We start from the raw sequence: 20757 nt of genomic DNA, 5'->3' as shown, positions 1-20757 counted from the left end.
GCTCCCATAGTGGGGATGGCGCCCAGTGGGGTCAAGGTCCTTGAAGAGTCGAAAAGATTCGGGGGCTCCCGCCCGGGAAAAGTCGGCAACTCCTCTGGGCAAGCGGGCCTGTTGCCGCTACCTTCCTTCGCACCAGTGGGAGCGATTCCAATCAGTCGACGCGTCCGTCACGACGCGCCAAGCTGCAAGGAGTCGCTCATGCGACACCCCCCGCGTTCAGTACTTTTAGCCGCCGCCGGTGCGGTCGCGCTCGTCGTGAGCGCGGTCGTCCCGGTGGTGGCGGCCCAGGGAGCCACACCCGCGTGCACGGTGGAGTACTCCGTCACCGGTCAGTGGGACAACGGCTTCCAGGGATCGGTGAAAGTCACCAACAACCAGGCGGCACTGAGCGGCTGGAAACTGACCTTCGACTTCCCCGGCGGTCAGAAGGTCACCCAGGGCTGGAACGCCAAGTGGGCGCAGTCCGGCACCGCCGTGACCGCGGCCAACGAGAGCTGGAACGGTGCGCTCGGCACCGGCGCGAGCGTCAGCGCCGGGTTCCTGGCCTCCCGGCCGGGCGGCGGCAACGCCGTACCGGCGGCGTTCAAGCTCAACGGCACCACCTGCAACGTGGACTCGGAACCGACCGATCCTCCGCCGACCGACCCGCCGCCGGCCGACGGCACCGCGCCCGCCCTGCACGTGGCGGGCACCAAGCTGGTGGACGCGTCCGGCAGGACCCGTCGCCTGCTCGGCGTGAACCGCTCCGGCGGCGAGTTCATGTGCGTGCAGGGCTACGGCATCTGGGACGGCCCGGTGGACGACGCGGCGATCAGGGCGATCGCCGGCTGGAAGGCCACCGCGGTCCGCATCCCGCTCAACGAGGAGTGCTGGCTGGGTCTTTCCGACATCAAGCCCGAGTACGGCGGTACCAACTACATCAACGCGGTCAAGGACCTGGTGGCCCGCGTCGAGGCGCACGGCATGACGCCGATCCTCGAGATGCACTGGTCCTACGGCCAGTACACCGGCAACTCGGCCGGCTGCTCCGACGTGCACGCCACCTGCCAGAAGCCGATGCCCGACATGAGCTACGCCCCCTCCTTCTGGGCATCGGTCGCAGGCATCTTCAAGGACGACCCGGCCGCCGTGTTCGACCTGTTCAACGAGCCGTATCCGGACCGGGCGACCAGCAGCGCCACGGACGCCTGGAAGTGCTGGCGCGACGGCGGCACCTGCCCCGGCATCCCCTACGAGGTCGCCGGCATGCAGGACCTGGTGGACAGCATCCGCGGCGCCGGTGCGAAGAACGTCGTCATGGCCGGCGGACTCGCGTACTCCAACGACCTCGGCCAGTGGCTGACGTACCGGCCCACCGACCCGGCGGGCAATCTCGCCGCCGCGTACCACGTGTACAACTTCAACACCTGTTCCAGCGAGAGCTGCTGGAACTCCACACTCGCCCCGGTCGCGGCCCAGGTGCCGCTCGTCGCCGGGGAGGTCGGTGAGAACGCCTGCGCCCACGGATTCACCGACCAGGTCATGAAGTGGTTCGACGACCGCGGCCTGTCGTACCTGGGCTGGACCTGGAACACCTGGGACTGCTCCTCCGGGCCGTCCCTGATCTCCAGCTACGACGGCACACCCACCGCCTACGGCGCCGGGCTGCGCGACCACCTGCGCGCCCTGAACCCGTGACCCCCCACCCGAAGTTCTCCACCCTCACGGAGAGAAGGAAACCCGCACTCATGAGTCGTACCAGAACAACGACGCTGCTCGTGGCCCTGGGCCTGCTCGCCGGAGCCACCGGGACGGCGTTCGCGGCCATCCCGGCCGACTCCGGCGCCGGTCTCGCCGCCGTGCCCTGCACCGTCGACTACAAGGTGCAGAGTCAGTGGAACACCGGCTTCACCGCGGCCGTGACGATCACCAACAACTCGGCCACCAAGTCGAGCTGGTCGCTGAAGTGGTCGTACGCAGGCTCGCAGAAGGTCACCAGCGGCTGGAACGCCAGGATCACCCAGAGCGGCACGTCCGTGACCGCCGCCAACGAGGGCTACAACGGCGGCCTGCCGTCCGGCGGCACGGTCAGCTTCGGCTTCAACGGCTCCTACAGCGGCACCAACGACGTGCCCGCCACCTTCACCCTCGACGGCGTCACCTGCAACGTCGACGGCGGCAGCGGCGGGACGGGCGGTGGCACGGGCGGCGACACCGGTGGCGGCACCGGCGGCGGCACCGGCGGGGGCGACGGCGGGGGCGGCACCGGCAGCCGGGTAGACAACCCCTACACCGGCGCCAAGGTGTACGTGAACCCCGAATGGTCGGCCAAGGCCGCCGCGGAACCGGGCGGCAGCCGCGTCGCCGACCAGCCCACCGCCGTCTGGCTCGACCGGATCGCCACCATCGAGGGCGTGGGCGACGGCATGGGCCTGCGCGACCACCTGGACGAGGCACTGAAGCAGAAGGGCTCCGGCGACCTCGTCGTCCAGCTCGTCATCTACGACCTGCCCGGCCGTGACTGCTCAGCCCTCGCCTCCAACGGCGAACTCGGACCCGACGACCTCGCCAAGTACAAGTCCCAGTACATCGACCCGATCGCCTCGATCCTGTCCGACCCGAAGTACGCGGGCCTCAGGATCGCCACCGTCATCGAGCCCGACTCCCTGCCCAACCTGGTCACCAACGCAGGCGGCACCAACACCACCACCGACGCCTGCGTGACCATGAAGTCCAACGGCAACTACGAGAAGGGCGTCGGCTACGCCCTGGACAAGCTGGGCGCCGTCCCGAACGTCTACAACTACATCGACGCCGGCCACCACGGCTGGCTGGGCTGGGACTCCAACCTGGACCCGTCCGTCCAGGAGTTCCACAAGGTCGCCACCAGCAACGGCGCGAGCGTCGACGACGTGGCCGGTTTCATCGTCAACACGGCGAACTACAGCCCGACCAAGGAGCCGTACTTCAAGATCACCGACAGCGTCAACGGGCAGACGGTGCGCCAGTCCAAGTGGGTGGACTGGAACTGGTACGTGGACGAGCAGTCCTTCGCCCAGGGGCTGCGCGACAAGCTCGTAGCGTCCGGGTTCAAGTCGAACATCGGCATGCTGGTCGACACCTCCCGCAACGGCTGGGGCGGTTCCGCCCGGCCGACCAAGTCCGGCCCGCAGACGTCGGTCGACGACTACGTCAACGGCAGCCGCGTCGACCGGCGCACCCACGGCGGCAACTGGTGCAACCAGAGCGGCGCCGGCCTCGGCGAACGGCCGACCGCCGCACCGGCGACCGGGATCGACGCCTACGTCTGGGTCAAGCCCCCGGGCGAGTCGGACGGCGCCAGCTCCGCCATCAGCAACGACGAGGGCAAGGGCTTCGACCGGATGTGCGACCCCACCTACGGCGGCAACTCGCGCAACGGCAACAACCCCACGGGCTCCCTGCCGAACGCGCCGCTGGCCGGGCACTGGTTCCCCGCCCAGTTCCAGCAGCTGATGCAGAACGCCTACCCGCCGCTGCCGTGACGCGCTGACGCGGTGAGCGTCCGCCGGGGCCGGCCGCCGATGGGCCGGCCCCGGCGGATCGCACGTTCCACCCGATTTTGCCGTAACCGCAACAGAGGTGGCCCGCGCCCGGTGTGCCGTCGCACCCTGACCGCATCCGGACGGAAGGCTGACCTTCATGGCGCACGACCACCACGACACCGGGCACCGCCACGGGCAAGGGCACGGGCATGCTCACGGCACGGACACGGACGTCGACTGGAGCGAGCTGGGCCCCCACCTGGAGGCGCAGGCGGAGCTACTGGCCCCCGTGTACGAGCGGGCCATGGCATGGCTGGCTCAGGAGGTGACCGAGCCGGGGCTGATCGTGGACGCGGGCAGCGGCCCGGGCGTCGTCTCCTGCCTGTTCGCCGAGGCGTTCCCCGGGGCCCGGGTCGTCTCCGTCGACAGCGCCGGGCCGCTGCTGGAACGCGCCCGCGCCCGGGCCGCCCGGCAGGGCGTCGGCGACCGCTTCGACACCGTCACCGGTGAGCTGCCCGGGGCCCTGGACGAGTTGCAGTACCCGGCGGACCTGCTCTGGGCGAGCCGCAGCCTGCACCACCTCGGCGACCAGCGCTCCGCCCTGGCCGCGTTCGCCGAGCGGCTGGCCCCCGGCGGCACCCTGGCCATCCTCGAAGGCGGGCTGCCCTCCCGCTTCCTGCCGCGGGACATCGGCATCGGCCGCCCCGGTCTGCAGGCGCGGCTGGACGTCCTGGAGGAGGAGTGGTTCGCCCGGATGCGGGCCGACCTGCCCGGCTCCGTCGCCGAGACGGAGGACTGGCCCGCCCTGCTGACCGCGGCCGGCCTCACCCGCACCCGCACCCGCTCCTTCCTGCTCGACCTGCCCGCCCCCGCCGGCGATCGCGCCCGCGCCTACGCCGCCGCGTCCCTGTCCCGTCTGCGCGAAGGCGCCGCCGAGGCCCTCGACCCGGAGGACCGGGTCACCCTCGACCGCCTGCTCGACCCGTCCGACCCGGCGAGCGTGCACCACAGGCCGGACCTCTTCGTCCTGGCCGCCTACACGGTGCACGCGGCGGTACGCCCGGCGTAGCCGGAGTCCGCCGGGGCGACCGGGCTGACCGAGGCGGAACGGCGCCGCTTGCCGCCCTCGCGCCGGCCGTACCGGTCCACCTGCGACGGCCCTTGACTTGGAGCGCACTCCACGTGCTGGACTTCCTCGCGTTCGTTCGCGCAGCACAGCGCAACACAGGGGAGAACAGGGGGACTTCATGAACGACTCACCGGTCGCGCTCATCACGGGCGGCGGCAGCGGTATCGGCGCGGCCGTGGCCCGGCAGCTGCTGGACGCGGGGCACCGGGTGACCGTCACCGGCCGCTCGGAGCAGCGGCTGCGGGACTTCGCCGACGGGCTCGGCAATCCCGGGGCGCTGCTGACGGTCGCCGGTGACGCGGCGGCGTTCGACGACGTGCGGAACGCCGTCGAGCACACGCTCAAGGCGTACGGCCGGCTGGACACCGTCGTCGCCAACGCCGGCTTCGCCACCCACGACTCCGTCGCCGAGGGCGACCCCGCGGGCTGGACCGAGATGGTGCTGACCAACGTGCTCGGACCGGCCCTGCTCGTCCGCGCCTCCGTGGAGGCCTTGAAGGAGACCCGGGGCCGGATCGTGCTGGTCGGCAGCGTCGCCGGGTTCGTGAACACGCCCGGCAACCTGTACGGGGCGACGAAGTGGGCGGTCACCGGGCTCGCCGAGAACACCCGGCGGCAGGTCACGGAGTTCGGCATCGGCGTGACCCTGGTCGCGCCCGGGCGCGTGGAGACGCCGTTCTGGGACACCAACGGCAGCCTGCCCCCGGGCCACCTCCTCACCGCCGGCCAGATCGCCGACTCGATCCTGTGGGCGATCCGGCAGCCGGCCGGGGTGGACGTCAACACCGTGGTCGTACGCCCCCTGGGCCAGCCCAACTGAGTGAATTGCGGCGGTTCGCCACCCGGGCAAGACTGGAGGCGGGGGACCGTACCGAAGTGGCCGAACCCGTGGCCGGACCCGTGAGGGGTCACCGCACCGGGAGGCGAGGATTCATGTTCGTGCGCACGGTGTACGCGACCGGCGATCCCGCCGGACTGGACACGGCGATCCGGGCCCTGAACTCGGAGGGGCACGACCTGCTCGAGGAGCGGCCCGGATACCGGGGCGCGGGCGTCTTCGTCGACCGTGACCTCGGCAAGCTGCTCACGGTGAGCTGGTGGGAGTCCGAGGAGGCCCGGCACAACAGCGACGAGGTGATGCGCGAGCGGCGGCCCGCGCTGCTGGAACCCTTCGCCGGGACCGTCGCGGTCGAGAACTACGAGGCCGCCGTCTTCCACACGATCCAGCGGCCCACCGCCGGCGGTGGACTGCGCATCGCCCGGGTGGAGTTCGACCCGGCGGACACGGACCTGTTCGCCGACACCTTCCACGCGAGCGTGGTGCCCCGGCTGGAGACGCTGCCCGGACTGGCCAGGGCCGCCCTGTTCGTGGACCGGGATCGCGGACGCGGGCTGGTCGGCACGCTCTTCACCGACCGGGCCTGCCTGGCGGCCTCCCGCGCCGCCCACGCGGCGATCCGGCACGAGGGCGCGGCCAAGGCGCACGTGGCGGTGGTCGGCCTGGAGGAGTTCGAGGTCGTGCACGCCGACGCGCATGCCGGCTGAACGGCGGTACGGGCGGCAGGCGCCGCGGCGGCACCGTGCGCCCCCGCCGGCGGGCGGGCGGGGGCGCACGGTGCCGCCCGAGGCGTCAGCTCATGTCGAAGGTGGCCGGGTCGGGGCCCAGGCGCCGGTCCTCGTTGAGCGCGCTGATCGCCGCGAGGTCCTCGTCGTCCAGGCTGAAGTCGAACACCTCGATGTTCTCCTTGATCCGGGACGGCGTGACCGACTTCGGGATCACGACGTTGCCGAGCTGGACGTGCCAGCGCAGCACGACCTGGGCGGGGGTGCGGTCGTGCTTCTGCGCGATCGCGACGATCGCCGGGACCTCCAGCAGGCCCTTGCCCTGGCCGAGCGGTGACCAGGCCTCGGTGGCGATGCCCTGCTCCGCGTGGAGCTCGCGGGAGGCGTGCTGCTGCAGGTGCGGGTGCAGCTCGATCTGGTTGACCGCCGGGACGACCGAGGTCTCCGAGACCAGTCGCCGCAGGTGCTCCGGAAGGAAGTTGGACACGCCGATGGCCCGGACCCGGCCGTCCGCGTGCAGCTTCTCCAGCGCCTTGTAGGTGTCGATGTACGTGCCCCGGGACGGCAGCGGCCAGTGGATCAGGTACAGGTCGAGGTGGTCCAGACCCAGCTTCTCCAGCGACGCGTCGAAGGCGCGCAGCGTGGAGTCGTACCCCTGGTCGCTGTTCCAGAGCTTGGTGGTGACGAAGATGTCCTCGCGGGGCAGGCCGGAGGCGGCGATGGCCCTGCCGGTGCCCTCTTCGTTGCCGTAGATCGCCGCTGTGTCGATGCTGCGGTACCCGGCCTCCAGCGCCGTGCCGACGGCCTGCTCGGCCTCGTCGTCCGGCACCTGCCACACGCCGAAGCCCAGCTGGGGCATCTCGACGCCGTTGTTGAGGATGATCGGGGGGACCTTGCTGCTCACGAGCTTCTTGATCCTTCGGTTGTCGACAGGTGGTACTCCCCATCGTCAACGATCACGGGCCCCGGCGCATTCCTGATCGCACGATTCGCACCGGACGGCGAGGCGCGTCCCCCGCCCCGGCGGCGCCCGGAGCAGTGTCTCAGGCCTGGTACAGGGCGTCGACCTCGTTCGCGTACGCCTTCTCGATCGCCTTCCGCTTCAGCTTCAGCGACGGAGTCAGCAGGCCGTGCTCCTCGGTGAACGGCTGGGCCAGGATACGGAAGGTCCGGATGGACTCGGCCTGGGAGACGAGGGTGTTCGCCGCGACCACCGCGCGGCGCACCTCCGTCTCCAGGTCGGCGTCGCGCACCAGCTGGGCCGGGGCCATCCCCGGCTTCCCGCGCATCAGCAGCCAGTGCTCGACGGCGTCCTGGTCGAGGGTGACCAGGGCGGCGATGTAGGGGCGGTCGTTGCCGACGACGATGCACTGGTTGACCAGCGGGTGATCACGGACCCGCTCCTCCAGCACGCCCGGGGAGACGCTCTTGCCGCCGGAGGTCACCAGGATCTCCTTCTTGCGGCCGGTGATCGTCAGGTAGCCGTCCTCGTCCAGGGAGCCGAGGTCGCCGGTGGCCAGCCAGCCGTCGTGCAGCGAGGCGTCGGTGGCCTTCTGGTTGTTGAGGTAGCCCTGGAAGACGTTGCCGCCGTGCAGCCAGACCTCGCCGTCGTCGGCGATGTGCACGGTGACACCCGGGACGGGCTGCCCCACGGTGCCGTAGCGGGTGCGCTCGGGCGGGTTGGCGGTGGCGGCCGCCGTGGACTCGGTCAGACCGTAGCCCTCGTAGATCTGCACCCCGGCGCCGGCGAAGAACAGGCCGAGCCGCCGGTCCATCGCCGAGCCGCCGGACATCGCGTTGCGGATCCGCCCGCCCATCGCCCCGCGCACCTTGGAGTAGACCAGCTTGTCGAAGAGCTGGTGCTGCATCCGCAGACCCGCCGTCGGACCGGTGCCGGTGCCCCACGCCTTGGCCTCGACGGCTTCGGCGTACTTCACCGCGATGTCGACGGCCTTCTCGAAGGGCCCGTCCCTCCCCTCCTTCTCCGCCCTGCGCCGGGCCGCGTTGAACACCTTCTCGAAGATGTACGGCACGGCGAGGATGAACGTGGGCCGGAAGGCCTGCAGGTCGGGCAGCAGGGCGGCGGCGTGCAGCTGCGGCTGGTGGCCGAGGCGGACCCGCCCGCGGATGGTGGCGACCTCGACCATCCGCCCGAAGACGTGCGCCAGTGGCAGGAACAGCAGCGTGGACGCCTCGTCGCCCTTCTTGGAGTGGAACACCGGCTCCCACCGCCCGATGACGGTGTCGGCCTCGAACATGAAGTTCCCGTGCGTGAGCACGCAGCCCTTGGGGCGGCCGGTGGTGCCGGAGGTGTAGATGATCGTGGCGACCGAGTCCGGGGTGACCGCCTCCCGGTGCCGGTGCACCACCTCGTCGTCCAGGTGCGCACCCGCGTCGTACAGCTCCTGCACGCAGCCCGCGTCCAGCTGCCACAGCTGGCGCAGGCTGGGGAGCCGGCCGATGACCGTGGCGATGGTCATGGCGTGGTCCTCGTGCTCCACGATCGCCGCCGACACCTCGGCGTCGTACAGCATCCAGAAGCACTGCTCGGCGGAGGAGGTCGGGTAGACCGGCACGACCTCCGCGCCGATCGTCCACAGGGCGAAGTCGAACAGGGTCCACTCGTAACGGGTGCGGGACATGATCGCGACGCGCTCGCCGAAGCGGATGCCGCGGGCCAGGAGCCCCTTGGCCAGGGCGAGGACCTCGTCGCGGAACTCGCCGGCGGTCACGTCCCGCCACTGCCCGGCGGAGTCCTTGCGGCCGAGGGCGACGCGCTGCGGGTCCGTACGGGCGTGCTCGAAGACGACGTCGGCCAGACCGCCCACCGGCGGCCCCGACGCCAACGACGGGTTGGTGAACTCGCGCAAACCTCGCTCCCCGATCCTTGCTGCTGGGCCGCGCCTGGTGATGCTCGGCACAGCGGGGTGAACGTACCCCACGCCGTCACCGGACGGGAGGGGGTGGAAACCTGGCAAACCTCACGTTTTCCCGGCGCGGTGACCCGGAAATGCGCGCACATGTGGAAGGGACGGACACAATACTGACTGGTCAGTAGGTTTCGGAACCGCAATCTCCACCGAATCTGTACGCGCCGGTTACGGTGGCCGAGGTCACGCGCCGCGCCCCCGCAGTCGCTCGCCACCGGCCAGGACCGCCGCCGCCAGCGCGTTCGCGGCCTCCTCCGCCGCGGCCGGACGCCGGCCGTGCACGAGGACGAAGTCGACCTTCCCCAGTTCCGGCAGGCCGGCCCCGCCGGGCAGCGGGACCAGGCCGGGCGGAATCAGGCGGCGGGAGTGGGCCATCACCCCGAGGCCGGCGCGGGCCGCCGCGATCAGCCCGTTGAGGCTGCCGCTCGTGCACACGATCCGCCACTCGCGGCCCTGCCGCTCCAGGGCCCGCAGCGCGCGGTCCCTGGTGATGCCGGGCGGCGGGTACACGATCAGCGGGACGGGCCGGCCGGCGTCCAGGCGCAGTCGCTCGGCGCCGATCCACACCAGGTCGTCGCGCCACACCAGCTCCCCGCGCGAGTCGTCCCCGCGCCGCTTGGCCAGCACCAGGTCGAGCCTCCCGGCGGCCAGCCGCTCGTGCAGGGTGCCCGACAGCTCCACCGTCAGCTCCAGGTCCACCTCCGGATGACCGAGGCGGAAGCCCTCCAGGATCTCCGGCAGCCGGGTGAGGACGAAGTCCTCCGAGGCACCGAACCGCAGCCGGCCGCGCACGCGCGTCCCGGCGAAGAACGCCGACGCCTGCTCGTGCGCCTCCAGGATCCGGCGGGCGAAGCCCAGCATCGCCTCGCCGTCCTCGGTCAGCTCCACCGAGTGGGTGTCCCGGAGGAACAGCCGGCGCCCGGCCGCGTCCTCCAGCCGGCGAACGTGCTGGCTCACCGTGGACTGGCGCAGTCCCAGCCGCCGGGCGGCCTGCGTGAAGCTGAGCGTCTGGGCCACCGCGAGGAACGTGCGCAGGTGCGTGGGGTCGTACACGGCTTCCCAACGTACACCCGGCCATCGCGGAACACGATGGCAGTCAGAGCGGTGTGCGGGTTTCCCGATCGGCGACCGTCGTGGACCATGGAGAGAGGCGCGCACACCGCACGGAAGCCGCGCACACCGCACAGACACGCACAGCAATCGCACCCCACAGACACGCACAGCAATCGGAGCCCCGTGAAACGCCTGCGCTGGCCGGGCTGGATGCCGGTCGACCCGTACATCGTGCTGCTGCTCGGGACGGTCGGTCTCGCGGCACTCGTCCCCGCCCGGGGCGTCGGCGCCGACGTGGCCTCGGGCGCCTCCACGGCCGCGATCGCCTTCCTGTTCTTCCTCTACGGCGCCCGGCTGTCCACCCGTCAGGCGCTGGACGGACTGAGGCACTGGCGGCTGCACGTCACCGTGCTGATCTGCACGTTCGTCGTCTTCCCGGTGTTCGGGCTGGCCCTGCGGGGGCTGGTGCCGGTCCTGCTCACCCAGCCGCTCTACCAGGGGCTGCTGTTCCTGACGCTGGTGCCCTCCACGATCCAGTCGTCCATCGCGTTCACCTCGATCGCCCGCGGCAACGTCCCCGCCGCGATCTGCGCCGGCTCCTTCTCCTCCCTCGTCGGGATCGTCCTCACCCCGCTCCTCGCGGCCGCCCTGCTCGGCAACAGCGGCGGCGGGTTCTCCGCCGACTCGCTGGTCAAGATCGTGCTTCAGCTGCTCGTGCCGTTCCTCGCCGGACAGCTGCTGCGGCGCTGGATCGGCGGCTTCGTCACCCGGCACAAGAAGGTCCTCGGACTCGTCGACCGCGGCTCGATCCTGCTCGTCGTGTACACGGCCTTCAGCGAGGGCATGACCCAGGGCATCTGGCACCAGGTCAGCCCCGTCCGGCTGGCCGCGCTGCTCGCCGTCGAGGCCGTGCTGCTCGCCGCGATGCTCGCGCTGACCTGGTACGGCGGCAGGGCGCTCGGCTTCGGCCGGGAGGACCGGATCGCCATCCAGTTCGCGGGGTCCAAGAAGTCCCTCGCCTCCGGGCTTCCCATGGCGAGCGTCCTGTTCGGCGCGCACGCCTCCCTGGCCGTGCTGCCGCTGATGCTCTTCCACCAGATGCAGCTGATGGTGTGCGCGGTCATCGCCAAGCGCCGGGCCCGTGACCAGGACACCGCGGACCCGGCGGACGAGTCAGCCGCGCACCCGGTCCAGGGGCAGCCACACCACCGTGTCCTCAGGTGAGCGCAGCACCTCCGGGTCCGCCAGCTCCTCGTCCGTGAGCGCCCGGTCCCACACGCGCACCTCGTCGATCGCGCCGGTGAAGAAGGCGCGGGAGTCCATGCGCTGACCGACGTGGACGCCGAAGGGTGAGTTGCGGCTGACGGAACCCGCCTGGTCGGCGACGGAGGTCCGGGCGCCGTCCACGGACAGCGACAGGCTGCCGCCACCGCGACGCAGCACCGCGTGGTGCCACTGCCCGTCGTTGTACGCGGTGTCCGTGCGCACCACGGCGGTCCGCACGGCCGTGGCCCCGTCCCGCACCGTGATCAGGCCCTGTACCCGGTTGTTCGCCGGCTCGCCGCGCACCCACACCTGCGGCTGGCCGGTGCCGATCCCGCCCATCCACAGCAGCGGCTGCTCCCCGGTCTTGGCCGTGTACCGGAACCACAGCGACGCCGTGAACTCCCCGGCGCCCAGCGGCAGCGCCGCGCGGTAGGGCAGGCGTACGGCGTCGTCGCCGCCGTCGAACTCCAGCGCGCCCCCGCGCACCCCCTTCGTCTCCACAGGACCGCCGAGCACCGCGGCCGGGCGGGCGTGCGGGGCCAGGTCCGCGGTCACCGGGTCGGGGCCCCTGCGCGGGGCGAGCCAGTCCTCGGTGAACCGGGCGAAGCGGATCTCGTCCCGCGCGTCCACGGCGCCGCCCTCGTACAGCAGGCCCACCGTGTCGTGGTCCGCGCGGACCAGGTCGGAGTAGCCGGACCAGTCCGTGGTGACGACCGTGCCGCGGTCCACGCCGTCCCAGCTGCGCCCGCCGTCGTAGGAGGACCGGATCATCATCGTGCGCCGCCGGTCGGGGTCGCCGGGGCAGGCCAGCAGGAGGCGGTCGCCCAGCCGCAGCAACGAGCCCTGCACCTGGGGCGTGTACAGGTCGGGGAGGGCGCGGAAGGGCGCGGTGAAGCCGCCGCCGCCGTCGCGGCTGACCGCCTGGGTGCGGTGGCCCAGGTCGGTGCCGTCCTGCTCCCGGCCGCTGACCAGGACCGAACCGTCGCGGCGCTCGGCGAGCGTCAGTTCGGACGGTTTCTGCCGGAAGGTGCGGTCGGCGGCGATCGGCCAGGTGTCGGTCGCGCCGATCCGCCAGTGGGCGCCGTGGTCGTCGCTGACGACGAGCGCCGCGTGGTTGGCGGTGATCCGGGTGCCGTCCCAGGTCTCGGTGTTGACGCCGAGGACCAGCCGTCCCGCGTACCGGCCGCGGGTGAGCTGGATGCCGTGCACGGGCCCGGTCGCGTACCAGGAGTTCCAGTCGGCGGGCAGGATCTCGGGGCTCAGGTCGCGCGGCGCGGACCAGGTCACGCCGTCGTCGTCGCTGTACTGCAGGTGCGGGGTGCGGTCGCAGGGGACCGGGCAGCTGGCGCCGTCGGTACGGCCCGTGTTGTACGTCTCGGCGAGCCAGACGCGGCCGGTGTCGCGGTCCACGACCGGCGCCGGGTTGCCGTGGGTGTCGCCGGCGCCCTCGGTGACCACCTCCAGCGGGCCCCAGGTGCGGCCCCCGTCGGCGGAGCGTTTGAGCACGATGTCGATGTCGGCCGCGTCCCCGCAGTTGAGGACCCGGCCCTCGGCGAACGCGAGCAGCGTGCCCTCGGCCGTCCGGACGATCGCCGGGATCCGGAAGCAGGCGTAGCCGGGGTCCTGCGAGGCCCTGAACAGGACCTGCTGACCGAACTCCGGCGTGCCGCGCGCCTGCCGGGCGTCCGCCGGGGGAGCGGGGGCCAGGGACAGCAGCAGGGCGGTCACGGTGAGGGCGGCGGTGGCGAGTACGGATCTGAGACGGGCGGCAGGACCTGACGGCACGGTACGACCCCTTCGTCGGCCGGACATCCCGACGTCCGGACATCCCATGTCCAACTGCGCACCGTCGACGGTAGTGGGGGCCCGGGCACCCCACAAGAAGCGTGCGGGCACTCACGGCCGCAGGACGACCTTGCCCAGGTTGGCCCGGGTCTCGACCACGGCGTGCGCCTTCGCCGCGTCCTCCAGCGCGAACTCAGCGTGCACGGCGGGCCTCAGCGTGCCCTCGGCGGCCATGCGCCACAGTTCGCGACGCCACTGCTCGTACAGCTCGGGCCGGCCGCGGGCGATCAGTGCCATCTGGAAACCGATCACCGACTTGGCGCCCACCAGCAGGTCGTACGCCCGGACCGTGCCGCCCCCCGAGCTGTAGGCGACCAGACGGCCGTGCGGGGCGAGCGCGGCGAGGGCGGGGGTGAGCAGGTCTCCGCCGACGGCGTCCAGCACGCAGTCGACGGGCTCCCCCCAGTCGCCGGCGTCATAGGCGACGCAGTCGTCGGCGCCCAGGGAGCGGACGAAGCCGGCCTTCCCCGGGCCGGACACGGCGCCCACCACCCGGCCGGCGCCCCGCGCCCGCGCCAGTTGCACCGCGAGGTGCCCGACACCGCTCGCCGCCGCCGTGACGAGAACCGACTCGCCCGGCGCGAACCGTGCCGCATCCAGCGCCCCGAGCGCCACCAGACCGCTGCGCACCAGCGCGATCGCGTCCACGGCGGACGCCTCCCGCGGTACCGGTGAGGCCATGGCCGCACCCACCAGGGCGAAGTCGGCGTAGCCGTGCCCGAAGCACAGTCCGGTGACCCGGTCGCCCGCGCGGAACCGGGTCACCCCCTCACCCGTCGCCACCACCTCACCGGCGACCTCGCCGCCCAGCGGCACCGGCTCGGCGGCCTCGGTCACCTTGCGGACCATGGGCAGAGTGATGCCGACCGCCTCGCAGCGCACCAGCAGCTCGCCCGGGCCGGGCTCGGGGACGGGCGCCTCCTCCAGGAACAGCGGGCCACCGCTGGACTCGTACCGGACACGACGCATGGCAACCTCCAGGGCCGGGGCACCCGGCGCACAACTCGTTGGGATTCCCCACGAACTCGTTGGGAGCTCCAACGTAGAGGAAGTTTCATTGGGATGTCCAATGATTCTCGGTTAGGCTGCCGTCATGGCCGAAGCCCCCCTGTCCGCGATCCGCTCCCTCCCCAGCTGGCTCCTGGGGCGCGCCGCCGCCCGGGGCCGCGCCCTGGTCGCCGACACCCTCGCCGCCGAGGGCCTGAAGATGTGGCACCACGTGGTCCTCTCCGCCGTCCGCGACCTCGCCCCGGTGGCCCAGGCCGACCTCGGCCGCAGCGTGAGCCTGGACCCCAAGGACGTGGTCGGCGTCCTCAACGACCTGCAGTCCGCCGGCCTCGTCGTGCGCGCGCCCGACCCCCGGGACCGGCGCAAGAACGCCGTGTCCCTCACCGGCGAGGGCGCCCGTGTCCTCGCCCGCTGCGAGAAGGGCGCCCGCGAGGCCAACGAGGCGCTGCTGGCCCCGCTGTCGACCGCGGAACGCGAGCAGTTCATGGGCATGTTGATCCGGATTTCCGGCACGGACGGCTGACGGGAGTTAACGTTCCGTCATGACCGCAGCCCACGTGCTCGACCCACGGCGCACCGCCCTGGTCCTCGTCGATCTGATGGAACGTATCGTCGCGCTGCCCCTGGAACCCCGGAAGGGCGCCGAAGCACTGGCGAACGCCGAGGGGCTGGCGGCCGCCTTCCGCGCCGCCGGGGCGCCCGTCGTCCTCGTCCGGGTCGAACGCCCCGCCGTCGCCGAACAGCCGCCCGGCAGCGGCCTGGTGCCCGGCCTGCTGAGGGACGGCGACCTGGAGGTGGTCAAGCGGACCCTCGGCGCCTTCCAGGGCACCGGCCTCGACGAGCGGCTGCGCGCACTCGGCGTCACCACGCTGGTCCTGGGCGGTGTCGCCACCAACCTCGGCGTGGAGTCCACCGCCCGCGCCGCCGCCGACCTCGGCTACGAGCTGGTCTTCGCCGAGGACACGATGGCCGCGTTCACCGCCGCCGAGCACGAGGCGACCGTCCGGCTCGACTTCCCGCGCCTGGGGACCGTCGTGACCGCCTCCCGGCTGCGGTTCCCTGCCGGCTGAACCGCGCGGCACACCGGCGGGGAGCCGGCCCGGCTCCGGGGGCCGGCTCAGCTCGGGAAGCCGGCTCAGCTCCGGGAAGCCGGCTCAGTCCCCGGGGCCGCCTCGGGCAGGGCGATCCGGTCCTCGCCCGCGTACACGTTCATCGAGCCGCCCCGCAGGAAGCCCACCAGCGTCAGACCGGTCTCCGCCGCCAGGTCCACCGCCAGCGACGACGGCGCCGACACCGCCGCCAGCACCGGGACGCCCGCCATCACGGCCTTCTGCGCCAGCTCGAACGAGGCCCGGCCGGACACCATGAGGATCGTCCGGGACAGCGGCAGGTCACCGTTCTGCAGCGCCCGCCCGACCAGCTTGTCGACCGCGTTGTGCCGGCCCACGTCCTCCCTCGTGTCCAGCAGCTCCCCGTCCTCGGTGAACAGGGCCGCCGCGTGCAGGCCGCCGGTCCGGTCGAACACCCGCTGGGCCGCCCGCAGCCGCTCGGGCAGGCACGCCAGCAGCCCGGGGGTGACGCGGACCGGGGGAGTGTCGGCGATCGGCCAGCGGGTCGTGGTGCGGACCGCGTCCAGGCTGGCCTTGCCGCACAGCCCGCACGAGGAGGAGGTGTAGACGTTCCGCTCCAGGCCGAACTCCGGCAGGACGACGCCCGGCGCGGTGCTCACGTCGACCACGTTGTACGTGTTCGAACCGTCCGACGTGGCCCCCGCGCAGTAGACGATGTTGCGCAGGTCGGACGCGGCCGCCAGCACGCCCTCGCTCACCAGGAAGCCCGCCGCCAGCGCGAAGTCGTCGCCCGGGGTGCGCATGGTGATCGCGAGCGGTCTGCCGTTGAGCCGGATCTCCAGGGGCTCCTCGGCGACGAGCGTGTCCGGCCGGGTGGAGACCGCCCCGTCCCGGATGCGGAGGACCCTGCGTCGTTCCGTGACTCGTCCCATGTCCTGATCAGCCCCGGTTCTCTGTGTGCCCTGACGATCTCATTGTCCTGCACACCCCTCGCCGCCCCACAGCCGCCCGCGCGTCCCGTGACGTCTGAGGGAAGCCGACAACTCGGACGCCCGATTCCTGTGGTGTCACCTGCCGTCGTACCCGCGAGTCACTGAACAGACTGAGGCCCACGCTACTCACGGCAACGAGGGGGACCCCCGCCATGAACGGCACGCGTATCGCCGCCGTCGGTCACTACCAGCCCGCCAGGGTGCTCACCAACGAAGACCTGGCCGGCATGGTCGACACCAGTGACGAGTGGATCCGCAGCCGGGTGGGCATCCGGACCCGCCACATCGCCGGGCCCGACGAGCCGGTGGACGAGCTGGCCGCGCACGCCGCCGCCAAGGCCCTCGCCGCCGCGGGGCTGGCGCCCGGCGACATCGACCTGGTGCTGGTGGCCACCTCCACCGCCGTCGACCGCTCCCCGAACACCGCCGCCCGGGTGGCCGCCCGCCTCGGCATCCCGCAGCCGGCCGCGATGGACGTCAACGTCGTCTGCGCCGGCTTCACCCACGCCCTCGCCACAGCTGACCACACGGTCCGCGCGGGCGCCGCCACCCGGGCGCTGGTCATCGGCGCCGACAAGATGTCCGAGGTCACCGACTGGAGCGACCGCAGCACCTGTGTCCTGGTCGGCGACGGCGCCGGTGCCGCCGTCGTCGAGGCCTGCGCGCCGGGCCGGGAGCCCGGCATCGGGCCGGTGCTGTGGGGGTCGGTGCCCGAGATGGGGCACGCGGTGCGGATCGAGGGCACGCCGCCCCGGTTCGCGCAGGAGGGCCAGAGCGTCTACCGCTGGGCCACCACCCGGCTGCCTGCCATCGCCCGCAGCGCCTGCGACAAGGCCGGCGTGGCCCCCGAGGACCTCGCCGGAGTCGTCCTGCACCAGGCCAACCTGCGCATCATCGAACCGCTGGCCGGCAAGATCGGCGCCGTCAACGCCGTGATCGCCCGCGATGTCACCGACTCCGGCAACACCTCCGCCGCCAGCATCCCGCTCGCCTTCTCCAAGCTGCTCGAACAGGGGGCGCTGCGCAGCGGCGACCCGGTGCTGCTGTTCGGCTTCGGCGGCAACCTCTCGTACGCCGGCCAGGTCGTGCGCTGCCCCTGAGGCCCGGCGCCACGACGTGGGGTGCGCGGACGCTCGCGTACCGTCAGCGCCTCGCGGACGGCGGCGCTCCGGATCCCCCGGGCCGCCGTCCGCCGGACGGATACGCAGGTGAAACGCACTCCGAAACCTTGGTATTGTTGTCCATGTCGCCGCGGGGAACACCCCGCGCAAGGCGGCAGACACCTTGTCCGGGTGGCGGAATGGCAGACGCGCTAGCTTGAGGTGCTAGTGCCCTTTATCGGGCGTGGGGGTTCAAGTCCCCCCTCGGACACCAGCTGGGACCCCTGCGCGTCAGGGGTCTTTCGCATTCCCAGGGCGTCCCCCGAGTACGGGCAGTGGCCCCGTCCCAGTGCCCGTGCCTCGTCGGTCAGGTGGAAGGCCGGGCGCTGGTCCGTCTCGTCGTAGTAGCGGTGGAAGACCGGGGTGATCCCGCCGGACACCGGAGGCACGATCCACGACCAGTCGGCCGGGACCGTCCGGCCCGCGCGCTCCTCCTTCTCCAGGTGGGTGAGGAAGCGGCGGGACTCGGTGTGGTGGTCGCTGATCCGGACGCCCGCCTCGGTGAAGGAGTGCAGGACAGCGACGTTGAGCTCGACCAGGGCGCGGTCGCGCCACAGGGTGGTCTCGCTGCCGGTGTCCAGGCCCAGCCGGGCGGCGACCAGCGGCAGCAGGTCGTAGCGGTCCTCGTCGACCAGGTTGCGGGCCCCGATCTCGGTCCCCATGTACCAGCCGTTGAAGGGGGCGAGGGGATAGTCGACGCCGCCGATGCTCAACCGCATGTTCGAGATGGCCGGCAGGGCGTGCCAGCGCAGCCCCAGATCGGCGAACCACGCGTGCTCGGGATGGCTCAGCGGCACTTCCAGCACGGCGTCGGCCGGCACGTCGAAGAGCCGGGGCGGGGTGTCGTGGGTCTGGACGATCAGCGGCAGCACGTCGAAGGGGCCGCCGGGCGCGTCCCAGCCCATCGTGCGGACGAGCCGCGTGAAGTCGGTGTAGGCCGGGTCGCCGACGACACCGCCGTCGCCCTGCCGGTACCCGGCGTACCGGATGAGCTGGTCGTTCCAGACCCGCGGACCGGGGCGGCCGGGCGTGTCCGGGGCGAAGACGGAGATGGTCGGGCGGATGCGTCCGGCGTTGGTCCCCTCGTGCAGGTGGGTGACCAGGTGCCGGTGGATCTCCTCGGGCGTCGTGGCGGCGCGCCGGTCCAGGACCCGCAGGCTGTTCCAGTACAGCCGGCCGATGCACCGGCTGCTGTTGCGCCAGGCCACGCGGGCGCCGAAGACGAGTTCGTCGTGGGTGTGCCGGTAGGTGCCGGTCTCGTCGATCTCCCGGCGGATCTCCAGGAGCCGGGTGAGCAGCGAGTGCGGCTGGTCGGGGTGCTCGCGGTGGTGGAGCCGCACGAAGTCCTCGGCCTCGGCGAGGTCGACGCGGCCGGTGCCGGCTCCGGCGAGGCGCGCGGCGGGACGGCCGTGCGGGGATCCGGTGGGGGCGGGCCCGAGCCGCGGGAGGGTCTGCGGCAGGGTGTCGGAATGGTTCATGGCCTCGTCCTCAGAAGGGGGCACACCTGGCCCGGGGCGACGGTGAGCGGTGCGGCGGCCCGCGGCCGCCCCGCCGTGGTGGCGCGCCCGCGCCCGGCCGCCGGCACCTGGGCATCGGCGACGGGGCGCGGTACCGGCACGGAGCGCGGGCGCCCACGCGGCGGGGCGGGCGCGGTCAGGCGGCGCGGCCCGGGGTGACGCCGGCGGTCTGCCCGGCGCGCGGGATCCGGGCGATGGAGGTGCCGAACAGCTCGTCCCAGTAGGGGGCGCTGATCCCGAACCCCTTGGTGTCGTCCCGGAAGTGATGGCGCATGTGGTACTCGCGCAGGGTGCGCAGCAGCCGGTTCTTCGGCTTGCCGTGGTGCAGGTAGAGGTGGAACAGGTCGTAGGCGAGGTAGCCGACGGTGTACCCGGCGCCGAACGTCAGCGGCAGGTCGCCCACCCCGCTGGCGAGGTAGAACGTGGCGCCGACCATGGGCACGCTCAGCAGCGGGCTGAGGATGGAACGGCGGGCGTCCTGCGGGTAGTCGTGGTGGACGCCGTGCAGGATGTAGTGGAGCTTGGCGCCGAAGCCGCGCTCGGGCTCGTAGTGCAGGACGATCCGGTGTCCCCAGTACTCGGACAGCGTCCAGGCGACGTACCCGGCCAGGCCCCAGCCGGCCAGGGACCAGCCGCCGTCCTTGCCCACGGCGACCGCGGTGCCGACGGCGGCGACCGGGGCGAACATGGCGACGGTGGTGGCGGGGTGGACGTGGATGATCCGGTCCAGCAGGGCGCTGCCGGTGATGGAGGGGGCGTTGCCCCGTCGGACCGCGCCCTTGGTCGGCGCGGACCGGCGGCCGGACGCACGCCTGGTCAGGACCCTTTCGACGAACGGCAGCCTGGTCGGAGCGGTCACAGCGCCGCCCCTCGGCGCCGCGTGCTGTGGCCGAGCCGGGACTCGTAGGCGGCGCGGGCCTGGAAGTCGGTGGTGTGCAGCAGCTGGTCCGCCTTGAGCAGCCGGCCCATCGCGTCCCGCCACGGCTGGGGCAGCAGGAACAGCGAGCGGGTGACCGGGTTGGTCCAGCCGGGCACGTACCGGTTGTAGACGGGACGGCGGGCGGTGCGCAGCACGGCGCCCGCGATGTCCTGGGCGGTGAGCAGCGGGACGAAACGGCCCCTGCCGACGCCGGAGGTCAGCTCGGTCTGGGCGGGGATGGGCAGCACGATGGACAGGTCCACCCCGGATCCGCGCAGTTCGGCCCGTACCGCTTCGGACAGGCCCACCACTCCGTGCTTGGCGGCGGAGTAGGTGGCGCAGCCGGGCAGGCCGACCATGCCCACGGCCGACACCATGTTGATGATGTGGCCGTGGCCGCGCTCGCGCATCGGGCCGATGGCCGTCTTCATCCCGTTGAGGGTGCCGAGCAGGTTGACCTGGATCTGGTGCAGCGTGGCCTCGTCGGACTCGTGCTCGAAGCGGCTGACGATCATCTCGCCCGCGTTGTTGACGAGGATGTCGACGGGGCCGAGCTCTGCCTCGACCATCGTCCAGAACTGCTGGACGGAGTCGGGGACGGTCACGTCGAGCTGGTAGGCGCGGGCCCCGATGTCCTCGGCGACCTTGGCGGCGACGTCGAGGTTGCGGGCGCCGATGGCCACCTTGGCGCCCTGGCGTACGAACAGCTCGGCGGTGGCGCGGCCGATGCCGCGGCTGCCGCCGGTGATGGCGACCACCTTGTCGGTGAGGTTCCTGGGCACGTGTCCTCCTGTGCTGGGGC

General features: G+C 72.4%; 17 protein-coding genes, 1 tRNA gene and 1 pseudogene. 10 read left to right on the top strand and 9 right to left on the bottom strand.

From position 1 onward, the window contains the following. The first annotated feature begins 198 nt into the window (after positions 1 to 198). From IE177_RS28015 to IE177_RS27995, 5 genes are all read left to right on the top strand, one after another. The gene (locus IE177_RS28015) at positions 199 to 1677 is read left to right on the top strand and encodes a cellulose binding domain-containing protein (protein WP_190018232.1); all 1479 of its coding nucleotides are present in this window, start codon (positions 199 to 201) and stop codon (positions 1675 to 1677) included. Positions 1678 to 1727: 50 nt separating this feature from the next. Then, on the top strand, positions 1728 to 3503 hold the full coding sequence (locus IE177_RS28010) for a glycoside hydrolase family 6 protein (RefSeq protein ID WP_190018231.1): 1776 nt from the start codon (positions 1728 to 1730) through the stop codon (positions 3501 to 3503). Between the two features lie 157 nt (positions 3504 to 3660). Then, a complete protein-coding gene (locus IE177_RS28005; protein ID WP_190018230.1) occupies positions 3661 to 4572 on the top strand; it encodes a class I SAM-dependent methyltransferase in 912 nt (303 codons plus the stop codon). Between the two features lie 178 nt (positions 4573 to 4750). After that, on the top strand, positions 4751 to 5452 hold the full coding sequence (locus IE177_RS28000) for an SDR family oxidoreductase (RefSeq protein WP_190018229.1): 702 nt from the start codon (positions 4751 to 4753) through the stop codon (positions 5450 to 5452). 113 nt (positions 5453 to 5565) lie between these two features. Then, the gene (locus IE177_RS27995) at positions 5566 to 6177 is read left to right on the top strand and encodes a hypothetical protein (RefSeq protein ID WP_190018228.1); all 612 of its coding nucleotides are present in this window, start codon (positions 5566 to 5568) and stop codon (positions 6175 to 6177) included. An 85-nt stretch (positions 6178 to 6262) separates the two neighbouring features. Here IE177_RS27995 and IE177_RS27990 read toward each other — a convergent pair whose 3' ends face one another. From IE177_RS27990 to IE177_RS27980, 3 genes are all read right to left on the bottom strand, one after another. Then, complete coding sequence (locus IE177_RS27990; RefSeq protein ID WP_190018227.1) at positions 6263 to 7099, bottom strand: aldo/keto reductase; 837 nt, start codon at positions 7097 to 7099, stop codon at positions 6263 to 6265. A gap of 139 nt (positions 7100 to 7238) precedes the next feature. Beyond that, on the bottom strand, positions 7239 to 9065 hold the full coding sequence (locus IE177_RS27985; protein ID WP_190018226.1) for an AMP-dependent synthetase/ligase: 1827 nt from the start codon (positions 9063 to 9065) through the stop codon (positions 7239 to 7241). A 243-nt stretch (positions 9066 to 9308) separates the two neighbouring features. Beyond that, a complete protein-coding gene (locus tag IE177_RS27980) occupies positions 9309 to 10178 on the bottom strand; it encodes a LysR substrate-binding domain-containing protein (protein ID WP_190018225.1) in 870 nt (289 codons plus the stop codon). A 183-nt stretch (positions 10179 to 10361) separates the two neighbouring features. Here IE177_RS27980 and IE177_RS27975 point away from each other — a divergent pair, with 183 nt between their 5' ends. Further along, a complete protein-coding gene (locus tag IE177_RS27975; protein ID WP_190018224.1) occupies positions 10362 to 11402 on the top strand; it encodes a bile acid:sodium symporter family protein in 1041 nt (346 codons plus the stop codon). Here the strand turns inward: IE177_RS27975 and IE177_RS27970 are convergent. Beyond that, positions 11352 to 13229: a sialidase family protein gene (locus IE177_RS27970; RefSeq protein ID WP_190018223.1), complete on the bottom strand. Its 1878-nt coding sequence runs from the start codon at positions 13227 to 13229 to the stop codon at positions 11352 to 11354. The genes IE177_RS27975 and IE177_RS27970 overlap by 51 nt on opposite strands. Positions 13230 to 13340: 111 nt before the next feature. Beyond that, a complete protein-coding gene (locus IE177_RS27965; protein ID WP_190018222.1) occupies positions 13341 to 14258 on the bottom strand; it encodes a quinone oxidoreductase family protein in 918 nt (305 codons plus the stop codon). A gap of 124 nt (positions 14259 to 14382) precedes the next feature. Between IE177_RS27965 and IE177_RS27960 the strand changes: the two genes are divergently transcribed. Together IE177_RS27960 and IE177_RS27955 are read left to right on the top strand one after the other, a co-directional pair. Continuing rightward, positions 14383 to 14820: a MarR family winged helix-turn-helix transcriptional regulator gene (locus IE177_RS27960; protein ID WP_190018221.1), complete on the top strand. Its 438-nt coding sequence runs from the start codon at positions 14383 to 14385 to the stop codon at positions 14818 to 14820. Positions 14821 to 14839: 19 nt separating this feature from the next. Beyond that, positions 14840 to 15367 (top strand): isochorismatase family protein, encoded by a 528-nt coding sequence (locus IE177_RS27955; protein ID WP_190018220.1) that lies wholly within the window; start codon positions 14840 to 14842, stop codon positions 15365 to 15367. 65 nt (positions 15368 to 15432) lie between these two features. Here the strand turns inward: IE177_RS27955 and fdhD are convergent, their stop codons facing one another. Beyond that, entirely contained in the window at positions 15433 to 16299 is an 867-nt protein-coding gene (fdhD, locus tag IE177_RS27950; protein ID WP_190018219.1) for a formate dehydrogenase accessory sulfurtransferase FdhD, read from the bottom strand. Between the two features lie 212 nt (positions 16300 to 16511). On the opposite strand from fdhD, the gene IE177_RS27945 reads away from it, so the two are divergent. Together IE177_RS27945 and IE177_RS27940 are read left to right on the top strand one after the other, a co-directional pair. Continuing rightward, positions 16512 to 17459, top strand: coding sequence for a beta-ketoacyl-ACP synthase III (locus IE177_RS27945; RefSeq protein ID WP_190018218.1), 948 nt, complete (start codon positions 16512 to 16514; stop codon positions 17457 to 17459). Positions 17460 to 17645: 186 nt separating this feature from the next. Continuing rightward, positions 17646 to 17733 (top strand) — tRNA-Leu (locus tag IE177_RS27940). 97 nt (positions 17734 to 17830) lie between these two features. Here IE177_RS27940 and IE177_RS27935 read toward each other — a convergent pair. The 3 genes and pseudogenes from IE177_RS27935 to IE177_RS27925 form a co-directional block, all read right to left on the bottom strand. After that, positions 17831 to 18997, bottom strand: a pseudogene (locus tag IE177_RS27935) (nitric oxide synthase oxygenase); the annotation flags it as partial. 175 nt (positions 18998 to 19172) lie between these two features. Then, positions 19173 to 19895: a sterol desaturase family protein gene (locus IE177_RS27930; protein ID WP_229816311.1), complete on the bottom strand. Its 723-nt coding sequence runs from the start codon at positions 19893 to 19895 to the stop codon at positions 19173 to 19175. Then, positions 19892 to 20737: an SDR family oxidoreductase gene (locus tag IE177_RS27925; protein WP_229816310.1), complete on the bottom strand. Its 846-nt coding sequence runs from the start codon at positions 20735 to 20737 to the stop codon at positions 19892 to 19894. The genes IE177_RS27930 and IE177_RS27925 overlap by 4 nt, the downstream gene beginning before the upstream one ends. Between the last annotated feature and the right edge of the window lie 20 nt (positions 20738 to 20757).

The sequence above is a fragment of the Streptomyces lucensis JCM 4490 genome (genome assembly GCF_014650035.1).
GTDB lineage: Bacteria > Actinomycetota > Actinomycetes > Streptomycetales > Streptomycetaceae > Streptomyces > Streptomyces lucensis.
This window is presented reverse-complemented; position numbering and strand designations above follow the sequence as displayed.